Here is a 21,136-nt window from a genome sequence, read left to right as displayed (position 1 = left end):
TTAACCGCCGCAAGGCCCCGGGCCGCCCATCATATTCGTAAATCCGCAAGCACCTTGCTCGGAATAGAGATCCGCGAATTCCTCACGATGCGCCGACGGTATGACAAAGCGATCCTCGTACTTCGCAATGGCCAAGAGGCGGTACATTTCCTCTGTGTCTTTGGCGGTCATCCCAAATTGCTCCAGTAATACAAGGTCAGGCGACTTGTTCAGGTTAAGCGAACGCATATGGGAACGCATGACAGCCATCTTCTTCAACACGCGAGTAATCACTTCGGTATCGCCCGCAGAGAGCAGGTTTGCGAGGTATTGTACGGGAATTCGCATATCATCAATCGCCGGGAAAATATCGTCCGGCGTCGCTGTCGCCCCTTTGCCTTCCACCATGTTCGTGATCGGGCTAAGCGGCGGAACATACCAGACCATCGGCAATGTCCGGTATTCCGGATGCAGCGGAAGCGCGATTTTCCAATCGACCGCCATTTTATAGATTGGCGAACGCTGCGCGTGCTCAATCCAATCTTCGGGAATATTCGCTGCGCGTGCGGCAGCAATTACCTCAGGGTCCTTCGGATCGAGGAAAATATCCAGCTGCGACTCGTAGAGTTCCTGCTCATCAGTCACGGAAGCCGCTGCTTCCACCCGATCTGCATCGTAGAACATGACGCCCAGGTAACGAATGCGCCCTACGCAGGTTTCGGAACATATCGTGGGCAATCCCTGTTCAATTCGCGGGAAGCACAAGGTACATTTTTCGGCTTTATTCGTCTGCCAGTTGAAGTAGACTTTCTTGTACGGACAGCTGGATACGCAGAACCGCCATGACCGGCAGGCGTTCTGATCGACGAGCACAATTCCGTCCTCGTCACGCTTATACATCGCACCGGATGGGCAGCTCGAGACACAGGAGGGATTGATGCAATGCTCGCAAATTCGTGGCAAATACATCATGAACACCTGCTCGAATTCCATTCGCACCGCCTCTTCGATGCCCGCCATATTCGGATCGCGGTAACCTGACTCATGAACCCCCGCAAGGTCATCTTCCCAGTTCGGTCCCCATTCCAAATTCATATATTCGCCTGTAATTTGGGATTTCGGACGAGCTACGGGCTGATGCTTGCGTTCCGGACTTTGCTGAAGCTTCTCGTAATCATAGTCCCACGGTTCGTAGTATTCATCGATCGTCGGTTGATCCGGATTGTGGAATATATTCTTCAATCGGTTGGCGCGGCTGCCGGAGCGCAGCTCCAGCTTGCCGTTCTTGAGCATCCAACCGCCTTTATACTTGGCTTGATCCTCCCATTGCTTGGGGTACCCGATGCCCGGCTTGGTCTCAACATTGTTGAACCACATGTATTCCGCGCCTTTACGGTTTGTCCATGTGTTCTTGCACGTAACCGAGCAGGTGTGGCATCCAATACATTTATCCAAGTTCATGACCATCCCGATTTGCGCTTTAATCCTCAAGCCAATTCACCTCCTCAAGTTTGCGAATCACGACATATAGATCCCGTTGATTCCCTGTTGGTCCATAGTAGTTGAATCCATAGCTCAACTGCGCATATCCGCCGATCATATGGGTCGGCTTCACATGAATCCGGGTCGGGCTGTTATGCGTTCCACCGCGCGTTGTTGTCACATCGGTGGCAGGCACGTTAATCGTCCGATCCTGTGCATGGTGCATATAAGCCATACCGCGCGGCATCCGGTGGGTAACCACTGCACGGGCAACAACAGCGCCATTTTGATTAAAGCATTCGATCCAATCGTTATCCTCGACCTCCGCAGCGGCGGCATCGTCCTTATTGATCCAGACGGTGGGGCCGCCGCGGAACAGCGTAAGCATCGGCAAGGAGTCGAAATACATACTATGAATCGACCATTTGCTATGCGGAGTCATAAAGTTCAGGACGATCTCCTTCCCCTTCGCCGCCGGGCGCTTCTTGTTCGTATGGAATGGCGCATGCTTCATCGTCGGTTTGTAGACCGCCATATTCTCGCCAAATTCGGTGAGCATCTCATGATCCAGGAAGTAATGCTGACGCCCGGTTAACGTTCGATATGGAATCAAACGTTCCACATTGGTCGTAAATGGCGAATACCGGCGTCCGTGCTGCTCGGAGCCACTGAAGGCGGGTGAAGTAATGACCGTCTTCGGCTGTGTTGTAATCTCATTGAAGGTGAAGCGTTCTTCGATGCGGTCCTCTGCCAAATCCTTGAGTTGAAGCGCGGTTTTCTTCTCCAATGCCTGCCATGCTTTGACGGCCATTTTTCCGTTGCTCGTCGAAGACAGAGTGAGTATCGCTTCCGCCATGTGTCGATCCGTGAAGAGCTTCGGACAGCCCTCGCTGATCCCGGGCTCATCGACAACGCCGTTCACTTTTTTCATCAGCTCGTATTCATCGGCCGCTGACCAGTTCATCCCTTTGATGCCGTAAGGCTTATCTTTAATATTCGGCCCAAGCGCCGTCATTTTCTTATACACCTCGGCATAATCCCGCTCAACGACTACGAATTTCGGCATTGTCTTGCCTGGGATCGCTTCGATCTCTCCCTTGCTCCAGTCGAGGATCTTACCGAAAGGCTGCGCCAGCTCATCCGGCGTATCATGCTGCAAAGGTACGGCGACAATATCGCGCTGCGGCGCATCAAATTGCGTTGCTGCCATATCGGAGAAGGTCCTGGCAATCGTCTTGAACGTCTCCCAATCGGACTTCGATTCCCATAATGGCGGCACCGCCGGATTAAATGGATGAATGAACGGATGCATATCCGTCGACGAGAGATCGCTCTTCTCATACCAGGTAGCCGCTGGCAGGACGATATCCGAATACACGGCGGTTCCGGACATGCGGAAATCGATATCCACCATGAGATCAAGCTTGCCCTCTGCCGCCTGTTCATGCCATTTTATCTCCTCGGGACGGATCGTATCCGCATCATCATTTAATAAGCCGTTATGCGCACCAAGTAAGTATTTTAAGAAATATTCATGCCCTTTCCCCGAGCTGGAGATCAAATTTGCGCGCCAGACAAACATCACTTTCGGATGATTCACCTCGGCATCGGGATCTTCGATCGCGAACTGCAATTCCCGATTCTTGAGCTGAGCCGCAACATAGCTCGCAATCGCCTCGGGGGTATCAACCCCCTGCGCGGCCGCTTTGTTCGCCACTTCAATGGAGTTCGCATTGAACTGCGGATAAGACGGCAGCCAGCCCAAGCGTGCGGCCATCACATTGTAATCTGCATAATGCGCATAACGCGCTTTGTCGACCAGGGCTGACGTATGTCCATCCACCGGATTGGATTCGAATCTCCATTGATTCGTTGCAAAATAGAAAAAGGATGTTCCATTTTGCTGTCGTGGCGGCAGGGTCCAGTCTCTTGCAAAGGCAACATTCGCCCAGCCTTCTGCAGGACGCAATTTCTCCTGTCCGACGTAATGCGCCCAGCCGCCGCCATTGACCCCTTGACAGCCTGTCATTAAGACGAGGTTCAGCACGCTGCGATAAATCGTATCCGAGTTGTACCAGTGGTTAATGCCTGCCCCGACGATGATCATCGATCGTCCTTCGCTGTCTACTGCATTCTGCGCGAATTCTCTCGCAATCTGAATGACGGATGCACGGTCAACGCCCGTAATTGGCTCCTGCCATGCGGGGGTATATGCGATGTTCGCGTCATCGTAGTCGCTTCCAATGGTCGGATCGACGCCATACTGGGCGAGCATAAGATCGAACACAGTTGTGACGCGGTATTCCGCGCCCCCTACCCCCGTAACGGTACGGTAAGGGATGCGCCTGGAAATCGCGGATTTGCCTTCGTCGGCGAAATAAGGAAGCTTGATCTCAAGCCGGCCCTCAGCAGAATCCCTAAGTCCGAGCTGGGGTACAATTTCTTCAGCTGTGAACGTGTCGACCATTTCCAGATTCCATGTGCCCTCTTCCCCCCAACGGGAGCCGATCGTACCATTAGGAATGCGAAGTTCACCGGATTTCTCATCTATGAGAACCGTCTTCCATTCCTTGTTATTTGTATCGATTCCAAGATCGTTTGCCGTGAGGAACCGATCGGCTGTGAATACGCCATCTTGCTCCTGGAGCAGTACGAGGAATGGAAAATCGGTATACTTCTTCGAATAATTTTCAAAATACGAAGTACTTTGCTTCACATAGAACTCGTTGAGGATGACATGCCCCATCGCCATAGCGAGTGCGCCATCCGTTCCTTGCTTCGCTGCAAGCCATTTATCGGCGAACTTTACGAATTCCGCATAGTCCGGACTGATCGATACGACTTTGGTTCCGCGGTAACGAGCTTCCGTCATGAAATGTGCATCCGGAGTTCTTGTCATCGGCAGATTTGAACCCCATACGAGCAAGTAACTCGAGTTGTACCAGTCGCTGCTCTCAGGAACATCTGTCTGGTCTCCCCATATTTGCGGCGAGGCCGGCGGCAAATCGGCATACCAGTCGTAAAAGCTGAGCAGCGGCGAACCGATGAGGGATAAGAACCGTGAGCCCGCGGCATAGCTTACCATCGACATAGCCGGGATCGGGGAGAACCCGATGATGCGGTCCGGACCATATTGCCGGATCGTGTGGATCATGGAAGCGGAGATGATCTCGGATACCTCGTCCCAAGTCGCGCGAACCATGCCGCCTTTCCCGCGAGCCGATTTATATGTCAATTTTTTGTTGTCGTCCTGTACGATAGATTTCCACGCTGCAACGGGATCGGGATGCCGGCTCTTCGCTTCACGCCATAGATTCAGCAGCTTGCCACGAATATAGGGATATTTCACACGCAGCGGACTATAGAGGTACCAGGAAAAGCTGGCTCCACGCGGACAGCCGCGCGGCTCGAATTCCGGCATGTCCGGTCCTGTCGTCGGGTAATCCGTTTGCTGTGTCTCCCACGTCACAATCCCGTCTTTCACGAAAATTTTCCAACTGCATGAACCTGTACAGTTCACGCCATGGGTTGAGCGAACAACCTTATCATGCTGCCAGCGGTTCCGATACATATTCTCCCAAGAACGATCGGCTGTGGATTCTTCGCTCCACCCTTCCGCATTCGTCTCGCGCTTACGGAAAAATTTCAGCTTTTGGATTAGCGGATTGGTCTTGTTCATCTTTCCAGCTCCTTGCGCCTTATGATATTTCTATTGTAGAGGCTGGGGCTGGTCGATAAGAGGGGGGAACTCCCTCATTTCACAGTAGGGATTTCCCGATATCGATCATTGAAATGACTTGCGCTCTATAGATTCACTGCGTGATTGCGGGATTGGTTCTGAATATCCACAGGGTCGATTTCACTGAACACGCCGACATAATAATTTGTCTCACCAACATCATTTTTGATCCCGTTAATGGTCAGATGCTGCAAATACAATTCGCCATTTTGCTTTTTGTTCCAGATGTTGCCAGACCATGCGTTTTCTATTCCAAGCTGCCTCCACATAGCTTCATAGAAGGTATTATCATGCTTTCCGGATTTCAAGAAGCCTGGCTTCTGGCCAATAGCAGCCTCACTGGGGTAGCCCGTAATTTCTGTGAACGCCGGATTGACGGTTAGAATCAGCCCTTTGGAATTAGTAACCAATACGGCTTGCGATGTACCTCGTACAATTTGTTCCGCTAATTTCACGCGATCCTGCCAATACATGTAGAGAACAAGAAGCACGCTGCACAGCGCGACCATTGCCAACGCCATGAATCCGATCGCATAGTGACCTGTCATCGCAAATAGCAAGGATAACATAAGCGGCGGGAAGAATCCGCCCAATCCGCCCAGCGCCGATATCAACCCGTTCGCAATCCCGGATTGCTTCGCGAAGTAAAGCGGAACCAATTTGAAGATCGTACCGTTACCCAATCCCGCGCATAAACCGATTAACAGACAACCCATAGTGAAGAGCGGAATCGACGGGGAGAAAGCGAGCAAAATGCCGCCGATCGTAAGTCCGCTGAATACGAACAGCAGTATTTTAAATGGATTGAGCTTATCCCCAAGCCATCCTCCCACCGGCCGCATAAAGGTAGCGAGAGTTACGAACCCGGCGGTACGTAGACCCGCATCGACTTTACTGATCCCGAAGGTATTCACCAGATGGTTGGGCAAGAAGACGGTGAACGCTACGAAGGCCCCGAACGTAATGAAGTAAAAGAAGCAAATCAGCCACAGTTTTTCATTTCTATAGATGCCTTTAATTTGCTCCATCAATCGGGTATTGAGCTTCGTTTCCTTCCGATCGCCTATGAAGAAGTTGGCAAGGGCAAAGATCGCGAGCAGAATCAAATAGGCCTGAACTGTCGAACGCCATCCGATCTGTGTCGCCAAGACCGGGGCGAAAAATGTGCTTAGCGCCGAGCCCAAGTTCCCCAGTCCGTAAATCCCGTTAACGAACCCATGTCTTTCTTGGGGATAATATTTGGGTAAAGAGGTTACCCCTACGGAGAATGTTGCACCGGAGATCCCTAAGAACAACCCGCCTATAATCAGATCCGGGAAGCTCTTGGCTTGACTGATGTAGAATACAGGAGCGAGCAGCAAGATGAAGCTGATCATAAACATGTTGCGCGCCCCGTATTTATTGGTCCAATAGCCGAACGGAATCCTCAGAATCGAACCCAGGACAACCGGGACCGCCGTGACTAAAGATAGCTGTCCCGGTGTTAGTGAAATACCGTCTTTAATAAATACAATTAATGATGACAAGATGCCCCATACCGCAAATCCGAGAATCAGACTTAACGTTTGCAAGGGTAATATCGCTTTGGATCGTTTCATTGCTTATTCCTCCTCGTGAAATCGACTACCTATCGATCATTATCCGTGGAGACTGTCACGAAAAAAATTGGGGAATTCCCTCATTTGCTTTCTAGGAAATTCCCCATCTCGGACTTAAGCTATTTAGTTCCAATTCAATTCATCCAATAATAATCGCGTGGGTATGGTAAAGCGCACGGACTGTTGTCGTTCTTCCACCATAATTTCCAAGTTGCATTTCAATGCGATGAGCTGTTCCTGAACGGGGTTAAACAACTCCCGGGATAAATGGCAGACTCCTTCGCATTCATATTCAACCAACGTATGCCCCCTATCGTCCTGTCCCAGCACAATCTTCGCTGCCGCATGGGATTGGATACAGCGGCATACGAGCAGTTCGAGAATCGTTGCGATCTGCTCTTGGCGCTCATCGGGCAATCGCGTAATACGCTGGTCCAGCAGTTCACAGGTGACCCCTTGAGCACGAAAATTCCGTAAATGCTTAAGCAGCGGGCTTGATTGAAGCATCTCCACCTTGCTGTGCATAACCTCTGACAAAGGCTGGATCGTGATGCTGTCATATAATGCTGCCAGTATGGAGGCTGCTTGTTCCACACGCTCAATCTCCTGCCGGCTGAATAGCCTCTTCTCCCGCTGACCTACGAGCAGGACGCCGTAAGATTCCTTCTGTTCGATCCGTCCCGAGTCTACCGAGACCCCTACGCCAGAACGTAATGATTCCACGAGGAAAATAGGATATTCCAACACCTCATCCTGCACTTCTTCAGGAAAGGAGGTCACCACATGAGGGCGTCTGGCTTGCAATACCTTCCCTGCCATTCCGTTGCCCATTCGCACCGTGATTTTCTTGTAACGCTCTGAATTGGCGCCAAGTGCAATTTTCCAGTATATATCCCGGTAATTGGCATCAGCCAGTGCCACGGCGACAAAATCAAGCGCCATGTCTGACTTCAGCTGCTGCAATTCCAGTTGAATTTGCTGCTGAATCGTCAGCGGTTGATCGCTTTCATTAATCAAAATCGAGCAACCCCCTTCTATATGCGAATTTCATCAGTTCCCGTCGATTATTTAATTGGAGCTTTTCCATAATATTGGCCTTATGGTTCTCAATCGTCTTCACGCTGATCGTTAGCAGGTCAGCAGCCTCTTTATTGGTGTAGCCTTTCGCAACAAGAGTCAAAATTTCTTTTTCCCGTTCGGTTAATGTCTCGAACGCGTCCTTTGTTTCCCTTGTCTGGGCTTGCAAGTAACCTTCGATGACTTTTTTCGTTGCTGTCGGATGCAAATAAACCAGTCCTTGATGAACCTGCGTAATGGCCGTCACAAGTTCCGAGATTGGGGCCGATTTGAGAATATAACCGGAAGCGCCTGCTCTCAGCGCGCGAAATAAGTACTGCTCATCATCGTGCATCGTAAGAATGATGACCTTGACCTCCGGCATCGATTGCAGCAGTTCGCTTGTCGTATATAGTCCATCGCGACCATTGGGCATGCTTAAATCCATAAGTACAAGATCAGGATGCAGTTCAAAGGCTGCCTTCATGCAAGATATGCCATCCGCTGCTTCTCCCACGACCTGAATCCCCGGTTTCGTATCCAGAACAGCACGAAGTCCACTGCGAACAACCGCGTGATCGTCGACAATTAACACTTTGATATCCATCGTATACACATCCTCTTTGTTTACATAGCGTGTTGGTCGCCAATGGGCACCTTGACTTGAATCGCTGTTCCTTGTCCCGGTGTCGATTGAATATCGAATTCTCCGCCCAGAATATTGACGCGCTCCTCCATACTATAGAGTCCAACGCCTTGACGCAATTCGGTTGTCAGCATAAATCCGATTCCATAATCGCGAATATGCAGCTCAGCGAACCTCGGCAGCAGCTTTAATCTGACATCGACGACTTCGGTATGCGAATATTTCGCAGCATTGGTAAGCGCCTCTTGAACGATGCGGTAAAAAGCAATTTCATGCGCTGCTGGCAACCGCCCGCTGTCTCCTTCAATTGTGAACAACACTTGAATTCCGAATTTCTGCCCATATAACCTCACATAGTTGCGAAGTGCCGCCACAAGGCCGATATCATCAAGCGCAGAAGGTCGCAATTCAACGGACAAATCACGAATATCTTCAATGGTATGACGAATGGATGCCTGCAAAGCATCCAGGGGTTTTTCTGCTGCGTCAGTCTCCTCCGACTCAAGTGAAGCTTTCAGCATCTCTGTCTGAATCAAAATACTGTACAAGGACTGACCAATTCCGTCGTGCAGCTCTCTTGAGATGCGTTTGCGTTCATTTTCTTGCGCGGACAAAATAGAGTGGGTAATCATTTTGGCTATCTGATGCTGTTCTTCCTGACGCTGTTCCTCCACTTCTTGTATACGAATAATGTTCAACTGGCCATACATGGGATCCCGATATTTCGAGACGCTGGCATTAAGCGACTTTGTCAAACCGCTTGGCGTCGTCAATTGCAATTCCACAGCCTGTTGGTTAGGCAACGTAATAAAACATTTTTGGTAGGAACAAATCTTGTTTAACCCCGGATAATTCGAACATAGATTGCAGAAATTGATCGAAACCGACTCATGATCCATATGGATCATCTGACCGGCAACAGGGTTCATTCGAACAATATTTAGGGCATGATCCAGCACCAGAATTCCATCCGGACTATGCTTGAAGACATTCGAGAGCAGTTCCTGCTCGGAGCGGAGCTTGTGGCTCTGCCAATAAATAATAAAGAAAAACATCGTGGTAATCATCAATACAAACAAAAAAACCGGCACATATTCCGGCCAGCCTCGACTCTCCTCATGAAGGACGGCGCGAATCGCAAATACGATAATCAAGGTGGTGCTCAGGGTTAAGATCCCGTTCTTCACCATGAATTTCGCAAATGCTTTGGTTCTCTGAAACGTGGATAACAAAGGTGCTCCTCCCCCCATCCTTATTTACTGAAAGTCTATCATTGATTAAATTGGGCAAAGTGTGATTCTCATCACGTGTATGCCTTAGAGCATTCTCTTCAGCAGTTCTATAGCGACCACATTTCCGTTCGTCAAGAACATACGTTCTGTATCGTTAAAATAAGCATATGTAGGCGATAAACGGACAAAAATGGAGGATTCGCGAGTTTATTAACATGAATAGTCCATAAGTGGAACGGCTGTGTGAATCTATTGCCAACTTTATAAGCTCTGAAAAAGCAAAGGACACTACATATAAATATGTAATGTCCTTTTTTCGCGAAAACACCTCAGCTACATGGAAATAGTCTTTGTTGCAACGGTTTGTTGAAAGGCCTGATCATGTTCAACAATCACCATGGTTGGATTAAAGGTTTGAACAAGCTCTTCAATCTGTACGCGCGAAAAAATATCAATAAAATTCAACGGTTCATCCCAAATATATAAATGAGCTTTTTCACATAAGCTTTTGGCGATTAGCAGCTTTTTCTTTTGTCCCCCAGAGTAATGAGATATATCTTTCTCAAATTGTATCCGATCAAAGTCCATTTTGCGTAAGATCGATTTAAATAACGATTCATCAATCTCATGTTCCTGGATAAAGTCTGATAACCTCCCCTTCAAATGAGAAGTATCCTGCTCCACATAGGATATGATCAATCCACTGCTTAAAGTGATTAAGCCGGTATGCGGTATCGGATAACCTAAGATAAGCTTCAGGATACTGCTTTTTCCGCTCCCGTTTTTCCCATCAAGTACAATCCGGTCGCCTGGCTCAACGATAAAGCTAATAGGCTTATTCACGATCTGTTCATCGTACTTAACAGACAAATCGGACAAAACAATCCATTCTTTCGAGTGAAATTCCAAGGGTTCCAATTTTAAAGGCTCGGTTTTTTCCACATTTTTTAGCAGCTTGGACTTTTCTTCAATCGCTTTTTGTTGTCTTGACTCCATATTCTTTGCTCTCTTCATCATCTTTGCCGCTTTATGTCCTACAAACCCCTTGTCCAGCTTGGAACCCGAGTTTGTTGTCCCATTTTTTGAAGCTTCCACCTGATTAGACCAACCTGCCGAACGCTTTGTGGAATCCTTTAATCTCCCGATGTCTTTTTGTAGACGCTCATGGGTTGCCTCTTCATATTCCTGCTGCCTATCAAAGTTCAACTTCCATGAAGAATAGTTCCCGCTTTGAACCTCAATATTCGCTCTATTGATCGACAGGATATGGTCAACGCATCCATCTAAAAAGATTCTGTCGTGTGAAATTAAAATGAACCCTTTTTTCTTCTTCAAGTAATTGGAGACCATCTTGCGCCCTTCAGTGTCTAAATGATTGGTTGGCTCATCAATTAACAGAAATTGACCTTCCTTCAAAAATAGAGCGGCCAGCAGCACCTTGGTTTGTTCCCCATTTGATAAGGTTCTAAAAGGGCGGTACATGACCTCGGCATCCACATTTAGATAAGATATTTCACGAAGGAATTCCCAATCTTCCGCTTGGGGACAAATTTCCTCAAGGACCTCATAAGTATACTTGGCGGTATCCGAAACCGGATATGGGAAATAATTAAATTCTACCGATGAAGTGATCTTCCCGCTATACTCATAATTCCCTAATAAGAGATTAAAAAATGTGGTTTTCCCCCGTCCGTTCCTACCGATAAATCCAAGCTTCCAATCCGTATCTATTTGAAAGCTGACCCCTTCAAAAATGTTGTCATAGCTGCCCGGATAAGAAAACGTTAGGTCTTGAACCTGTATGATTGACATGTTTTGATTCCTCCGTATAAGTTTGATAGATTTTAGCGGCTTATACGGAGCATTACATGTGTAACGATGGCGTCTGTGGTACTCATTCCTTCCCTCCTTTATTGTCAAAGCTTATAGACCAATCTATGGGAGAATAAAAAAATCCTCCCAATTCATCATTGGAAGGATTAGTCTCTCACTTTGGATCAAATCAAGGGTGGGTTGCTCACCATTAGAACCATGGATATTCAAGTATAAAATGATTTATACAAATGGATAGACTAATCCTATATTTTGTAGTTTGAAGTTATTCATTTCAAATAAAAATATAGATTAGTTATTCATTGTCCATCCATCAGTCCTCTCATCATTGTATGCTTCTTATAGTAACAATTATTTTTCGGGAATACAACCTTAGTAACCATCAGCCGGTATCCTTATTATTCTCTCTAAAATTTTTCGGCACTAATAGCATACTCCCGTCAAATAATGAATTATTTCAAACTCCAGAGGGCGGGGACATTAGGCGGCTCCCAGCCGAGGAGCGAGGTGTGGGGTTGACGGCATACATAGGTTTTTCCGCCATAGGTGACCTCATCATTTACTTTATAGCCGACATTGGGCGCCCAGGCGTCAGAGCTCCCTTGCGCATCCGTCGTTGCGCTGACGGAGCTGCCCGGCGAGACATTTCCTGCGGCATCCTTGGCTGTCACGGTGAATTGGTAGCTGGTGTTGGGGAGTAAATTGGCGATCGTAGCCGTGGTCCCGCTTACTTGAACGACGTTTGTTCCGTAAGTTACGGTATAACCGGTAACGCCGATATTGTCCGTTGATGCAGTCCAGCTTAGGGAAACGCTTGTCGATGTTGTTCCGGTTACGATGAGATTCGCAGGGGCCGTAGGCGGCTGATCATCCGGAACCGAGGGACCTAGCGCATCAAGGTATGCGCGATGACTGTTGGAGAACTCGAAATTGTTGTATTTGTCCCAGTTGATCGACCAGGTCATCAGACCGCGGAAATTTTGAAATCCACTGGTACTGCTGCGCATTTGGTAACCAGGAAGCTGTATTCCTTTCATAATCGCATCAAGCGCTTTCTGAACCTCTGCGGTCGAGGTGAATCCTCCTCCGGCATTGGCATTTGCCGGCAAACCAAGCAGCACCTGATCCGGCCGCAAGCCCGTGAAGAATTGATTGGAATTGCCTGCAATCGGGAAGCCCGCGAGCAGCATGTCAACCATAGCTACATGAAAGTCCGCACTGCCCATATTATGATACTGATTATCCAGCCCGGTGATCGGCCCCGAATTGTAATTTTGCACCTGCAGCCAATCCAGTATATCCCTCGTAGCTTCGATCACAGGCAAATAGGCCCCGGCCCGACTGTCACAGCTAATGCAGCTTCCGCCATAGAAAGTATAACCAAGCTGAACGAAGAAGGTTTCCGGCGCCATTGTTAAGTAGAATTTATCCGTTCCAAAATGATCGTTAATCGTACGGAGTGCTGAGATCAGATTTACGATAACCGGCGTTGTTGGATGCTTGAAGTCGTTATCCCCGGCATTCAAATAAAGAGAATGCCCTTCAAAATCAACATCCAGACCATCAAAGCCATATTTCTCAATAATGGCGGTAACCGAGTTGACAAAGTTGTCGCGGGCGCTGGTCGTGCTCAATTGAACCTGGCCGTTGGCGCCGCCAATTGAGATGATGACTTTCTTGCCCAGACTTTGCAAATAAGCGACATCCGCCTTAAAATCCGCATCCGTGTAATTATAAGGGGTGAATCCGATCGTCCCGTTCGTTACACCGGATACAGGCTCTGCGAACGAGACGTTAATGACATCGAACTTCGTGGATACATCACGCAGCTTAATAAAACCTGAGCCGTTATCAAAATTATGCCAGTAGCCAACGATCGTCTTGCTGCTTACGGCCGCTTGGGCATTAGGCACAGCGACAGAACCGAATTGAAACAGTGTAACTATCAACGCAACAATCAAGGCGCCAATCGAAATTTGGCGAGGTAAATAACGATGGATGTTCACTTTGGATCTTCCTCCTTATTTTCATCCCATTTCACCGCTGATAGCGGTTACAATCTGACTGAAGGCTAATCGCATCCCCCCTCTCCGGCTCGGGAAATCGAGACCTTACCTCTCATAAATATGAAGGGGGTTGCAAGGTATAAGGGGAAAATATGTAGTTCATGGGGATAAAATTGTCTAATCCCTTGAATTTAAAAAAGCCACCCTCCCTAAGGAAAGTGACTGTACAGGCTTCAATATTTCAGTTTTGTATCCCAAGGCAGGAAGCTCCATGGACAATCCGAGTCGGTCAGCTGTCTCTGAATCGATTCAAGATGTGTTGAAGTGCTGGAGGCATCCAGCTCTTTCTGCCAAAATTGCCGGCCGATAATATAGGCGAGCCCATATTCAGTCCAACTTCGATAAGACTGCTGGACCTGATTCGCATTGTTCAATAGATAGGACCAGGCGTATTCTCGCGGGATATATCCGACTTCTGCGCAAAAGTGACATATGGTGGCCGCGCGCCCCAAATCCCAGGCGAGAATGCCGGATTCAGGGAGCAGCTTGTCATATCGTTGCACAATCCGGGCATTGATCTCCTTATATTCGTCCTGCAAGGATGCGATGTACAGGTCCTGCTGCTTTGTGGTCATAACCCGAAGAATTCCCCGGAGTTGGTTAAAATCTGTGCGGTGGCCTTCTTCAGCTAGCCAATTCAGAATTCTATAGGCACTCTCTTCATCTACGATGCTCCACCCTTCACGCAAGAGCACATTCTTAAGAACATCGAAACTGCAGCTTTCTTCATCAGGAGCGTATTCATGGGCATAGGTAAACCCGTTCGCATGCAGCAATATATCGCCTGCAGCCAGCGCCCAGAGTTGGCTTGAGCTAAGCAAGGTATTCATTTAAGATCACTTCCCCCGGGAATTCAATACGTAGCGCTTCATCATCAAGAACATCAGGAAAATCAAAATCCATAGCCGTCTCTTTTAAATAGCTATAAGGATTCATGCCTAATCTATTTAAGAGCTTGCCTCGTTTGCTATAATGCTCCTCCATATACTTAAGCCTTCTTGCGTAATCCGGATGGTCAGGACGTGCCTCTACAGCACTTCGCGCTACTTCCAATCCAGTCTCATGATCGCCAAGCCCGTAGAGAACCAGACTATAATAACTGCTCGTATCTCCGCGCAGTCCTGAATTGTAGGCGGCCTGAAAGTAAATTTTAGCCTTATCATACATATTGGTATAATACATAAGAATTCCGCTATAGAACCAGACATATGGATTCCGATCATTTTCAGAGATATGATCGAAATACCTTCCTACCGAGGTATCGATCATCCTTAGAAGCGAGTCCTCTATACGATTCCAATTTTGCAATTCAACGAATACCCTCACAAGCTGCAACAAAGCCCATTCATTGTTCTCTTCCAGCTTAAGCACCTTCTCAAGCGGATCAATCGCCTCGTCAAAACGGCGGGATGCTAATAGAGAAGCCGCATAAATCTTCACAAAAGCGCTTGGATCTTCGACGCCATCAAGATGTTTGAGAAGCTCTTTATATGCGGTGACTGCTGCATCCCACTCTCTAAGGTACATACTGCTGTTGCCTATGAACAGATTCGCATAGAGTTGCAAGTCTTCCAATTCATAGCTCAGGAACTCGCGCATATTTGTCCGGCATAACTCATATTCCTCCATGCGATAATGGGCTGTCCCTTTAAAATAATAGGCAAAATAGAAGTTTCTCTTCCCCAATGCGATATTAAGCATATCTATACATTCGCGGTGCTTGCCGATGTTCAGCAACACTTCACCGTATTCAAGGAAATAGATCGGATCACTCGCATCATCCAATTCAGCGTTGTTAAAATGGAAAGAACTCTCGGTATATCGTCTCAGATGATAATAACAGTCGGCGATCCCGACATGATACAGACGGTGCCCCTGCTGCTCCAGAGCATGCTTGTAGATTCCAATCGCGTCTTCATATTTCTCTGATTTTCTAAGCGCCTCCGCTTTATAATAGAGCGCCTCGTTATGAGCAGGCTCCAGCTCCAGCACCTGGTCGATCAAGGTCAGACTTAACTTGTGATCCCCCAGAAAATAGGCGTTGCGCGCGGCCGCCAACAGCAGCTCAAGCCTGAAGCTATGATCCGAATCCTGTTCCTGAACGGCTGCCTTATAATAATGAGCGGCCTCATCATAGCGTTCAGCCTGGTGGAGAATATGTCCGTACAGATAGTTTTGCCTAACATTCAATGTCCCGTGCTTCTCCAGATAACTTAATATTTCAAGGGTTGCGTCCTGGAACAGGCCTATCTCTTGATAAGCTTCAACGATTCCAGACAGCCATTCAATAAGTTCGGGATTGGGTTCCAGATGCGTCAAAATAGACTCAAGCCGGCTGCAGTACCTCATTAATTGATATAGTGCATGCATATCCCATGAGCAACGCTTCAGGATGCGCAGATAGGTATGAATCGCTTCAATATCTTGCTTAAGCCCGGTAAGACACTGAGCCAAGCCTGTAAGGGCCTGGGGATGATCCGGTTCATCATTTAGAATTAGAAGATAGGCCTGTCGGGCTTCTTCATAGCTGCCTGTCTTGTAGAGCACGTTTGCCAGTTCAATATAATAATCGGCATCACCGGCCGAAGCATCCATCCCCTGTAAAATCCGCAGCGCCTCATCCCACTTCCCCTGCTGCATCCAGTATTGACCTAATAATCGGCACAGATCAGGCTCATTCGGGATAAGCTTGGCAGCTTCAAGCAAATAATGCTCTGAGCGCTCATAATCATGATGAATTAAGGTGATTTGTGCTTTCCCTCGCAGCGACAGGAAATTCTCCACCACCTCATCATCCAGTTCGCATTTGGCAATAAAATCATAGTTCAAATCCCAATAAGCTTTTAGCTGTCGATAGAAATGAAAGAGATAGGCCTCAGGAAAATGCTTCTCCAGCCATGGTGTCATACTGGACCACTGAAAAGACTCATCAAGCGCTCTCCACACGGCGCCGGGAGCCCAGGATCTCTCCATAAGCATTCTAAGCAACTCATATTCCAGCATTTGACGCGTCTCAAGCCCGATAAACCGATCATCATCAAGCAGTGATTTCCAACGACTTACCTCTACCCGAGCGTGAATATTATCGTAGAGCGCGGCTGCTTCGTGGAGAAACTCTACAGCCAGAGCTGTGGGGATATCTAACTCCTGCGCTGCCTCCGGTTCGTTATTCTCTATAATGGAAACCTTAGCGGTTTCAGTATGAGGGGCATCAGCCATCTCTTCATGAGCGACGGCATAGCCGTCTTGTTCAATATCACCGGCTTCATCTTCACGCGTACGAAGCTGATGATATTGAACCTCTTCTACCACCGCTTCATAGGCTGCACGCAATCGCTGGAAGCCTTGCGGATCATCCTCCGGATGCGTCACCTTAAGCTTGGCTGCATAAGCGCGCTTGATGGCTGCCAGATCGTCTGTAGGTTCGATGCCTAAGAGGCTCCAGAATTCTGTCATCAGAATTCTATCCCCCTCTCAATCGTATCCAGGTAAGCTTTGTAATCGGCAACGGCCTGTCTTATTTCCCGGTCATCCTGACGGTTCAGAATATCCTCGAACTGGCGCAGCAGCATCGCCACCTGATCGCGCGTTCTGCCCAGGGATTCTTCATACAACCTTTCCCCGCGAGCCAGGAGCAGCTTAATGTCCATGCGATCACGCGGATGAATCTTAATCTTGGAGAGTTCCTTAAACCTCTGCTCGATCTGTTCTTTGGAGAATTGTCCAGGATGCTCTTCGAAGATCACCTGCTTCTTCTCATCTGTGCTGACCACGGTAGTCTCTACCTCAAGGATGCCATTAATATCATAGGTGAAGCGAATATCAACGGCTTGCTCCCCCTTCCTGCCTGATGGAAGATCAACCAGGAATTCGCCAAGGGCGATATTGTTCTGGATCAGTCTGCTCTCCCCTTGATAGACGTCAATTCGCATCGAGGTCTGCCCGTCATGGATCGTATAGTAGCGTCCGATTTTGCTAACGGGAACGACTGAATTCCGCTCAATGATCGGACTGAAATGGCCGGATTCATATTGTCCCGCGGAAATTTCCACAGCCATGCCCACGCCTAAAGTATACGGACAGACATCGGTAAGCACGATATCGTTCACAGCTTCATGCCGCGCCTTCATTCCTGCTTGAATCGCAGCTCCGATCGCTACCGTCTCATCCGGATCGATATGCGCGGAGGCCAATCGATTGAACATTCTGGCCACAAACGAAGAGATGATCGGCATCCTCGTCGCCCCGCCGACGAGAATAATCGCGTCGAGGTCGGACGGACGAACTGCCGCATCACGGACTGCCCGCTCGATCGGCTGTCTGAGCCGCGTCAAGAGCGGTTTGGCCAGATTTTCGAAGTAATCTCCACTTATCTTGCAGGGCTTCAGTGACTCCGGATGGCTAAGCTCCATCACGGCTGCTTTGCCTTGGGACAAGGCAATCTTGGCCGCTTCGGCTTGCTTGCGAATCGCTCCGGTCAACTTGTGATCTTCGAGATTAATGCGCCCGATCTCCTGGCGCGAGATGAATTCCTGGTACAGCAGCTCTGTGAAGTCTTCGCCGCCCAGATAGTTGTCACCAGCGACAGCCTGAACCTCCATCAGATCTTCGAACCGTTCAAGAATAGAGACATCAAAGGTGCCTCCACCGAGATCAAATACGAGAAAGCGGGTATCCGGGTCCTCTAAATGCAATCCATAAGCAACCGCCGCGGCCGTAGGCTCGTTAATGAGACGTTCTACCTTCAATCCGGCGAGCAGTCCCGCTCTTCTCGTCGCCTGTCGCTGGGCATCGTTGAAATAGGCGGGAACGCTGATTACCGCCTCGGTAACTTTCGTCCCCAGACAGACCTCAGCATCCTCCTTCAGAGCTCGCAGCACAAAGGAGGACAGATCCTCAGGGGTGAATTGATAGTTTCCCAGCTGATAGATTTTGTTCGTCCCCATATATCTTTTGAACACGGAAGCGGTCAATTGCGGGTGGGTAATTAGCCGTTGTCTTGCGACCTCTCCAACGAGCACTTCCCCGTCTTCTTCCACACTGATAATAGAAGGCGTTAAATGCCGACCGAGCGAGTTAGGAATCATCTTCGGTCCTTCAGGCGTAAAAGCGGCGACAACGCTGTTCGTTGTCCCCAAGTCAATTCCAATAATCGTCAAAGTCTATACCTCCCATAGCTATCAAAGCTTAGATCCATTATTATGAGGTGAATTTATGTAACAATGCTGGGATAAGATGATCCCTACTCCTAAAGTCTAGTAATATGACTTATCTATGTTATCGGTCCGAAAATACCGGTTCTTAAGACCTATTAACACTTTTAATAATAGTTCTTGCACCGTATAGCGAAAAATCCCCCTCCTGATCATTATTGTCCAAGGAGAGGGATTCAGCGAAGTAAGCCTAGTCTTCGATATCCGCGTAGTATTCTTCTTTCATCTTTTCCCAGTGATTCTTGTCTGCTTCGGTTATAGCTCTGAGCACTCGGCAAGGATTGCCAACCGCAATGACACCATCCGGAATATCCTTGGTTACGACGGAGCCGGAGCCGATAATGACGTTATTCCCTATCGTTACCCCGGGATTAATGACGGTATTTCCTCCGACCCATACATTATCGCCGATCGTAATTGGTGTCCCGAATTCCAGCAGCGTATTTCGCACGTCTGCATCAACGGGATGTCCGGCCGTAAATACGCTAACTCTCGGTCCGAACAGAACATTGCGGCCGATCTTCACCTTGGCTACGTCCAGAATAATGCAATCAAAATTAGCATAGAAATTGTCACCAACCGAAATGTTGCAGCCGTAGTCACAGCGGAAAGGAGGTTCGATATACACCGACTCTCCTACCGATTCGAATAAATCTCTGAGAATCTGCCCTCTATAATCTTTTTGTTCCTCTGTCGTGTTATTGAACAAGCGCGTAAGCATGCGGGACTTCTTGCTATCCTGGGCCAATTCCCCTGTACCTGCCATGTAGAGCTTGCCTGCCAGCATTTTCTCTTTATTCGTTGCCATCTCTCTCTACTCTCCTACCTGAATGTAATATGTGGACTGAAGTCATAACCAATCCGTTTGATCGTAACAGAATCCGGACCTGATATTCAAGCTTTCAGGCTGCGGAGTATATCCGCCAATTGGGCAATTCCTGTATCGATTCGTTCCTCGGATACATGGCTGGCGTTCAGCTTGATGAGATTTCTTTGCAAATAACCAGGCCAATAATGCTTATCCATCGGTTCGAGGAGAATGGAACGCTTCTTCGATTGCTTTATAATCTGCGGCACCGATAGATGCTCCCCCAGAACCAGATGGGTATGAATGCCTGGATATTTCGATGGGTCGTAATGGAATATCCCCTCACTACGTTCACTCTCACGCCTCAGCGCCGCATCAAGCCGCTTTGCCCGCGAGAAATACAGGCTGCGCAGCTGCTCTTTATGGCGGGCGAACATCCCGCTCTGGATATATATTTCGAGTGCGCCCTGGGAGAGCATGGAACTGTCAATATCGATAGAGCGCTTATATCGGATGAACGGTTCGTTCAGAGGATCGGGCAGTACCACAATGCCGACACGCAGTCCCGGAAAAATGATCTTGGAGAAGCTCTTTAAGTAAATCACACGTGAATCCGTATCATACGCAAATAAAGGATCCGATTTGCCGTCTTGCTCCAGATCAGCCATATAATCATCCTCTACGACATAGACGTCATATTTATGGGCCAGTGCAACGATCTCTTTTTTCTGCTGCGGAGTGTAAGACGCCCCTAGAGGGGAATGCAAGCGAGGGATAGTATAGAAAAATTTAATATCCCCTGTCTTGAACAGCTCTTCCAACCGATGCATATCTATCCCTTGAGCTGTGCGATAGATCCCTTGCACCGGCAGCCTGTGTGTCCGAAGATGATCGATGTATAGATGATAACCTGGCTGTTCGATGAGTATGGTCTGCTTTCCATTGGGAAAAGGAAGTAAAGTCAGCACGGCTAGAGCCAGCTGTACGCCAGAAGTGATGACGATGCTGCGCTCCAACGCGAATACTTGGGATTCTGCCAGCTGCTGGCGCATCACCTTGATTAGCGAAGGCAATCCTTGCGGCGTTCCATATAAGAATAAGTCATTCTTGTACATATCGATCGCTTTGTTAATGCAATGCTGGAAATCGAGATAAGGGAATAGTTCCGGGTCTGGCGCAGAAGTGGCGAAGTCGATCATGGCCGGCTCCTTCCCTTCGCCCCGGCTGCTCTTCTGTACGACATAATAGCCACTTCGGGATACTGAATAGATCATATGGCGTCGCATCAGCTCATTGAGAGCAGCCAGCACCGTGCTTTTGCTATAGCCATATTGCTTGGCCAATGTCTGGATTGAAGGAAGTTTGCTCCCCTGCCGGAACGTTCCATTTCGAATGCCGCTTTCGAGTTCATCAGACAGATGTATGTATTTTAGCAATCGAATCAACTCCTTCTCGTCATCTGTACCGGTACAAATAAACTTTTT

Annotated in this window: 13 protein-coding genes; all 13 read right to left on the bottom strand. The window is 48.3% G+C overall.

Annotation, left to right across the window (positions count from 1 at the left end; all coding sequences use genetic code 11):
- The 13 genes from narH to BN1360_RS17635 all read right to left on the bottom strand — a co-directional run bounded on the left by narH (position 1) and on the right by BN1360_RS17635 (position 21,088).
- On the bottom strand, positions 1-1,470 hold the full coding sequence (narH, locus tag BN1360_RS17695) for a nitrate reductase subunit beta (protein ID WP_068781174.1): 1,470 nt from the start codon (positions 1,468-1,470) through the stop codon (positions 1-3).
- Positions 1,460-5,140 carry a nitrate reductase subunit alpha gene (locus BN1360_RS17690; RefSeq protein WP_068781173.1) on the bottom strand — a complete coding sequence of 1,227 codons (3,681 nt, stop codon included), beginning with the start codon at positions 5,138-5,140 and terminating at the stop codon, positions 1,460-1,462. Before BN1360_RS17690 ends, narH begins: the two co-directional genes overlap by 11 nt.
- 125 nt (positions 5,141-5,265) lie before the next feature.
- Positions 5,266-6,798 carry a nitrate/nitrite transporter gene (locus tag BN1360_RS17685; protein WP_068781172.1) on the bottom strand — a complete coding sequence of 511 codons (1,533 nt, stop codon included), beginning with the start codon at positions 6,796-6,798 and terminating at the stop codon, positions 5,266-5,268.
- A gap of 123 nt (positions 6,799-6,921) precedes the next feature.
- A complete protein-coding gene (locus BN1360_RS17680) occupies positions 6,922-7,815 on the bottom strand; it encodes a hypothetical protein (protein WP_068781171.1) in 894 nt (297 codons plus the stop codon).
- Positions 7,808-8,461 (bottom strand): response regulator, encoded by a 654-nt coding sequence (locus tag BN1360_RS17675; protein WP_068781170.1) that lies wholly within the window; start codon positions 8,459-8,461, stop codon positions 7,808-7,810. Before BN1360_RS17675 ends, BN1360_RS17680 begins: the two co-directional genes overlap by 8 nt.
- Before the next feature lie 20 nt (positions 8,462-8,481).
- Entirely contained in the window at positions 8,482-9,732 is a 1,251-nt protein-coding gene (locus BN1360_RS17670; protein ID WP_068781169.1) for a sensor histidine kinase, read from the bottom strand.
- A gap of 333 nt (positions 9,733-10,065) precedes the next feature.
- Positions 10,066-11,544 (bottom strand): Lsa family ABC-F type ribosomal protection protein, encoded by a 1,479-nt coding sequence (locus tag BN1360_RS17665; RefSeq protein WP_068781168.1) that lies wholly within the window; start codon positions 11,542-11,544, stop codon positions 10,066-10,068.
- Between the two features lie 473 nt (positions 11,545-12,017).
- Positions 12,018-13,571 (bottom strand): carbohydrate-binding protein, encoded by a 1,554-nt coding sequence (locus BN1360_RS17660; protein WP_068781167.1) that lies wholly within the window; start codon positions 13,569-13,571, stop codon positions 12,018-12,020.
- A gap of 233 nt (positions 13,572-13,804) precedes the next feature.
- A complete protein-coding gene (locus BN1360_RS17655) occupies positions 13,805-14,461 on the bottom strand; it encodes a DUF1266 domain-containing protein (protein WP_068781166.1) in 657 nt (218 codons plus the stop codon).
- On the bottom strand, positions 14,445-17,087 hold the full coding sequence (locus tag BN1360_RS17650; protein ID WP_068781165.1) for a J domain-containing protein: 2,643 nt from the start codon (positions 17,085-17,087) through the stop codon (positions 14,445-14,447). The genes BN1360_RS17655 and BN1360_RS17650 overlap by 17 nt, the downstream gene beginning before the upstream one ends.
- Positions 17,087-18,790, bottom strand: coding sequence for a molecular chaperone HscC (locus BN1360_RS17645; RefSeq protein ID WP_068781164.1), 1,704 nt, complete (start codon positions 18,788-18,790; stop codon positions 17,087-17,089). The genes BN1360_RS17650 and BN1360_RS17645 overlap by 1 nt, the downstream gene beginning before the upstream one ends.
- 244 nt (positions 18,791-19,034) lie before the next feature.
- The gene (locus tag BN1360_RS17640; RefSeq protein ID WP_068781163.1) at positions 19,035-19,652 is read right to left on the bottom strand and encodes a sugar O-acetyltransferase; all 618 of its coding nucleotides are present in this window, start codon (positions 19,650-19,652) and stop codon (positions 19,035-19,037) included.
- Between the two features lie 86 nt (positions 19,653-19,738).
- Positions 19,739-21,088 (bottom strand): aminotransferase-like domain-containing protein, encoded by a 1,350-nt coding sequence (locus BN1360_RS17635; RefSeq protein WP_068781162.1) that lies wholly within the window; start codon positions 21,086-21,088, stop codon positions 19,739-19,741.
- Positions 21,089-21,136: the final 48 nt, after the last annotated feature.

This window comes from Paenibacillus sp. GM2 (assembly GCF_900069005.2).
GTDB lineage: Bacteria > Bacillota > Bacilli > Paenibacillales > Paenibacillaceae > Fontibacillus.
Note: the sequence above shows the minus strand (reverse complement) of the source record. Positions and strands in the feature narration are given on the sequence as shown.

What these genes read in the sequence shown, in the direction of transcription:
- BN1360_RS17640 (WP_068781163.1), bottom strand. Translation starts at nt 19,652, where the DNA reads ATGGCAACGAATAAAGAGAAAATGCTGGCAGGCAAGCTCTACATGGCA.
- BN1360_RS17690 (WP_068781173.1), bottom strand. Translation starts at nt 5,140, where the DNA reads ATGAACAAGACCAATCCGCTAATCCAAAAGCTGAAATTTTTCCGTAAG.
- BN1360_RS17685 (WP_068781172.1), bottom strand. Translation starts at nt 6,798, where the DNA reads ATGAAACGATCCAAAGCGATATTACCCTTGCAAACGTTAAGTCTGATT.
- BN1360_RS17665 (WP_068781168.1), bottom strand. Translation starts at nt 11,544, where the DNA reads ATGTCAATCATACAGGTTCAAGACCTAACGTTTTCTTATCCGGGCAGC.
- BN1360_RS17675 (WP_068781170.1), bottom strand. Translation starts at nt 8,461, where the DNA reads ATGGATATCAAAGTGTTAATTGTCGACGATCACGCGGTTGTTCGCAGT.
- BN1360_RS17650 (WP_068781165.1), bottom strand. Translation starts at nt 17,087, where the DNA reads ATGACAGAATTCTGGAGCCTCTTAGGCATCGAACCTACAGACGATCTG.
- BN1360_RS17655 (WP_068781166.1), bottom strand. Translation starts at nt 14,461, where the DNA reads ATGAATACCTTGCTTAGCTCAAGCCAACTCTGGGCGCTGGCTGCAGGC.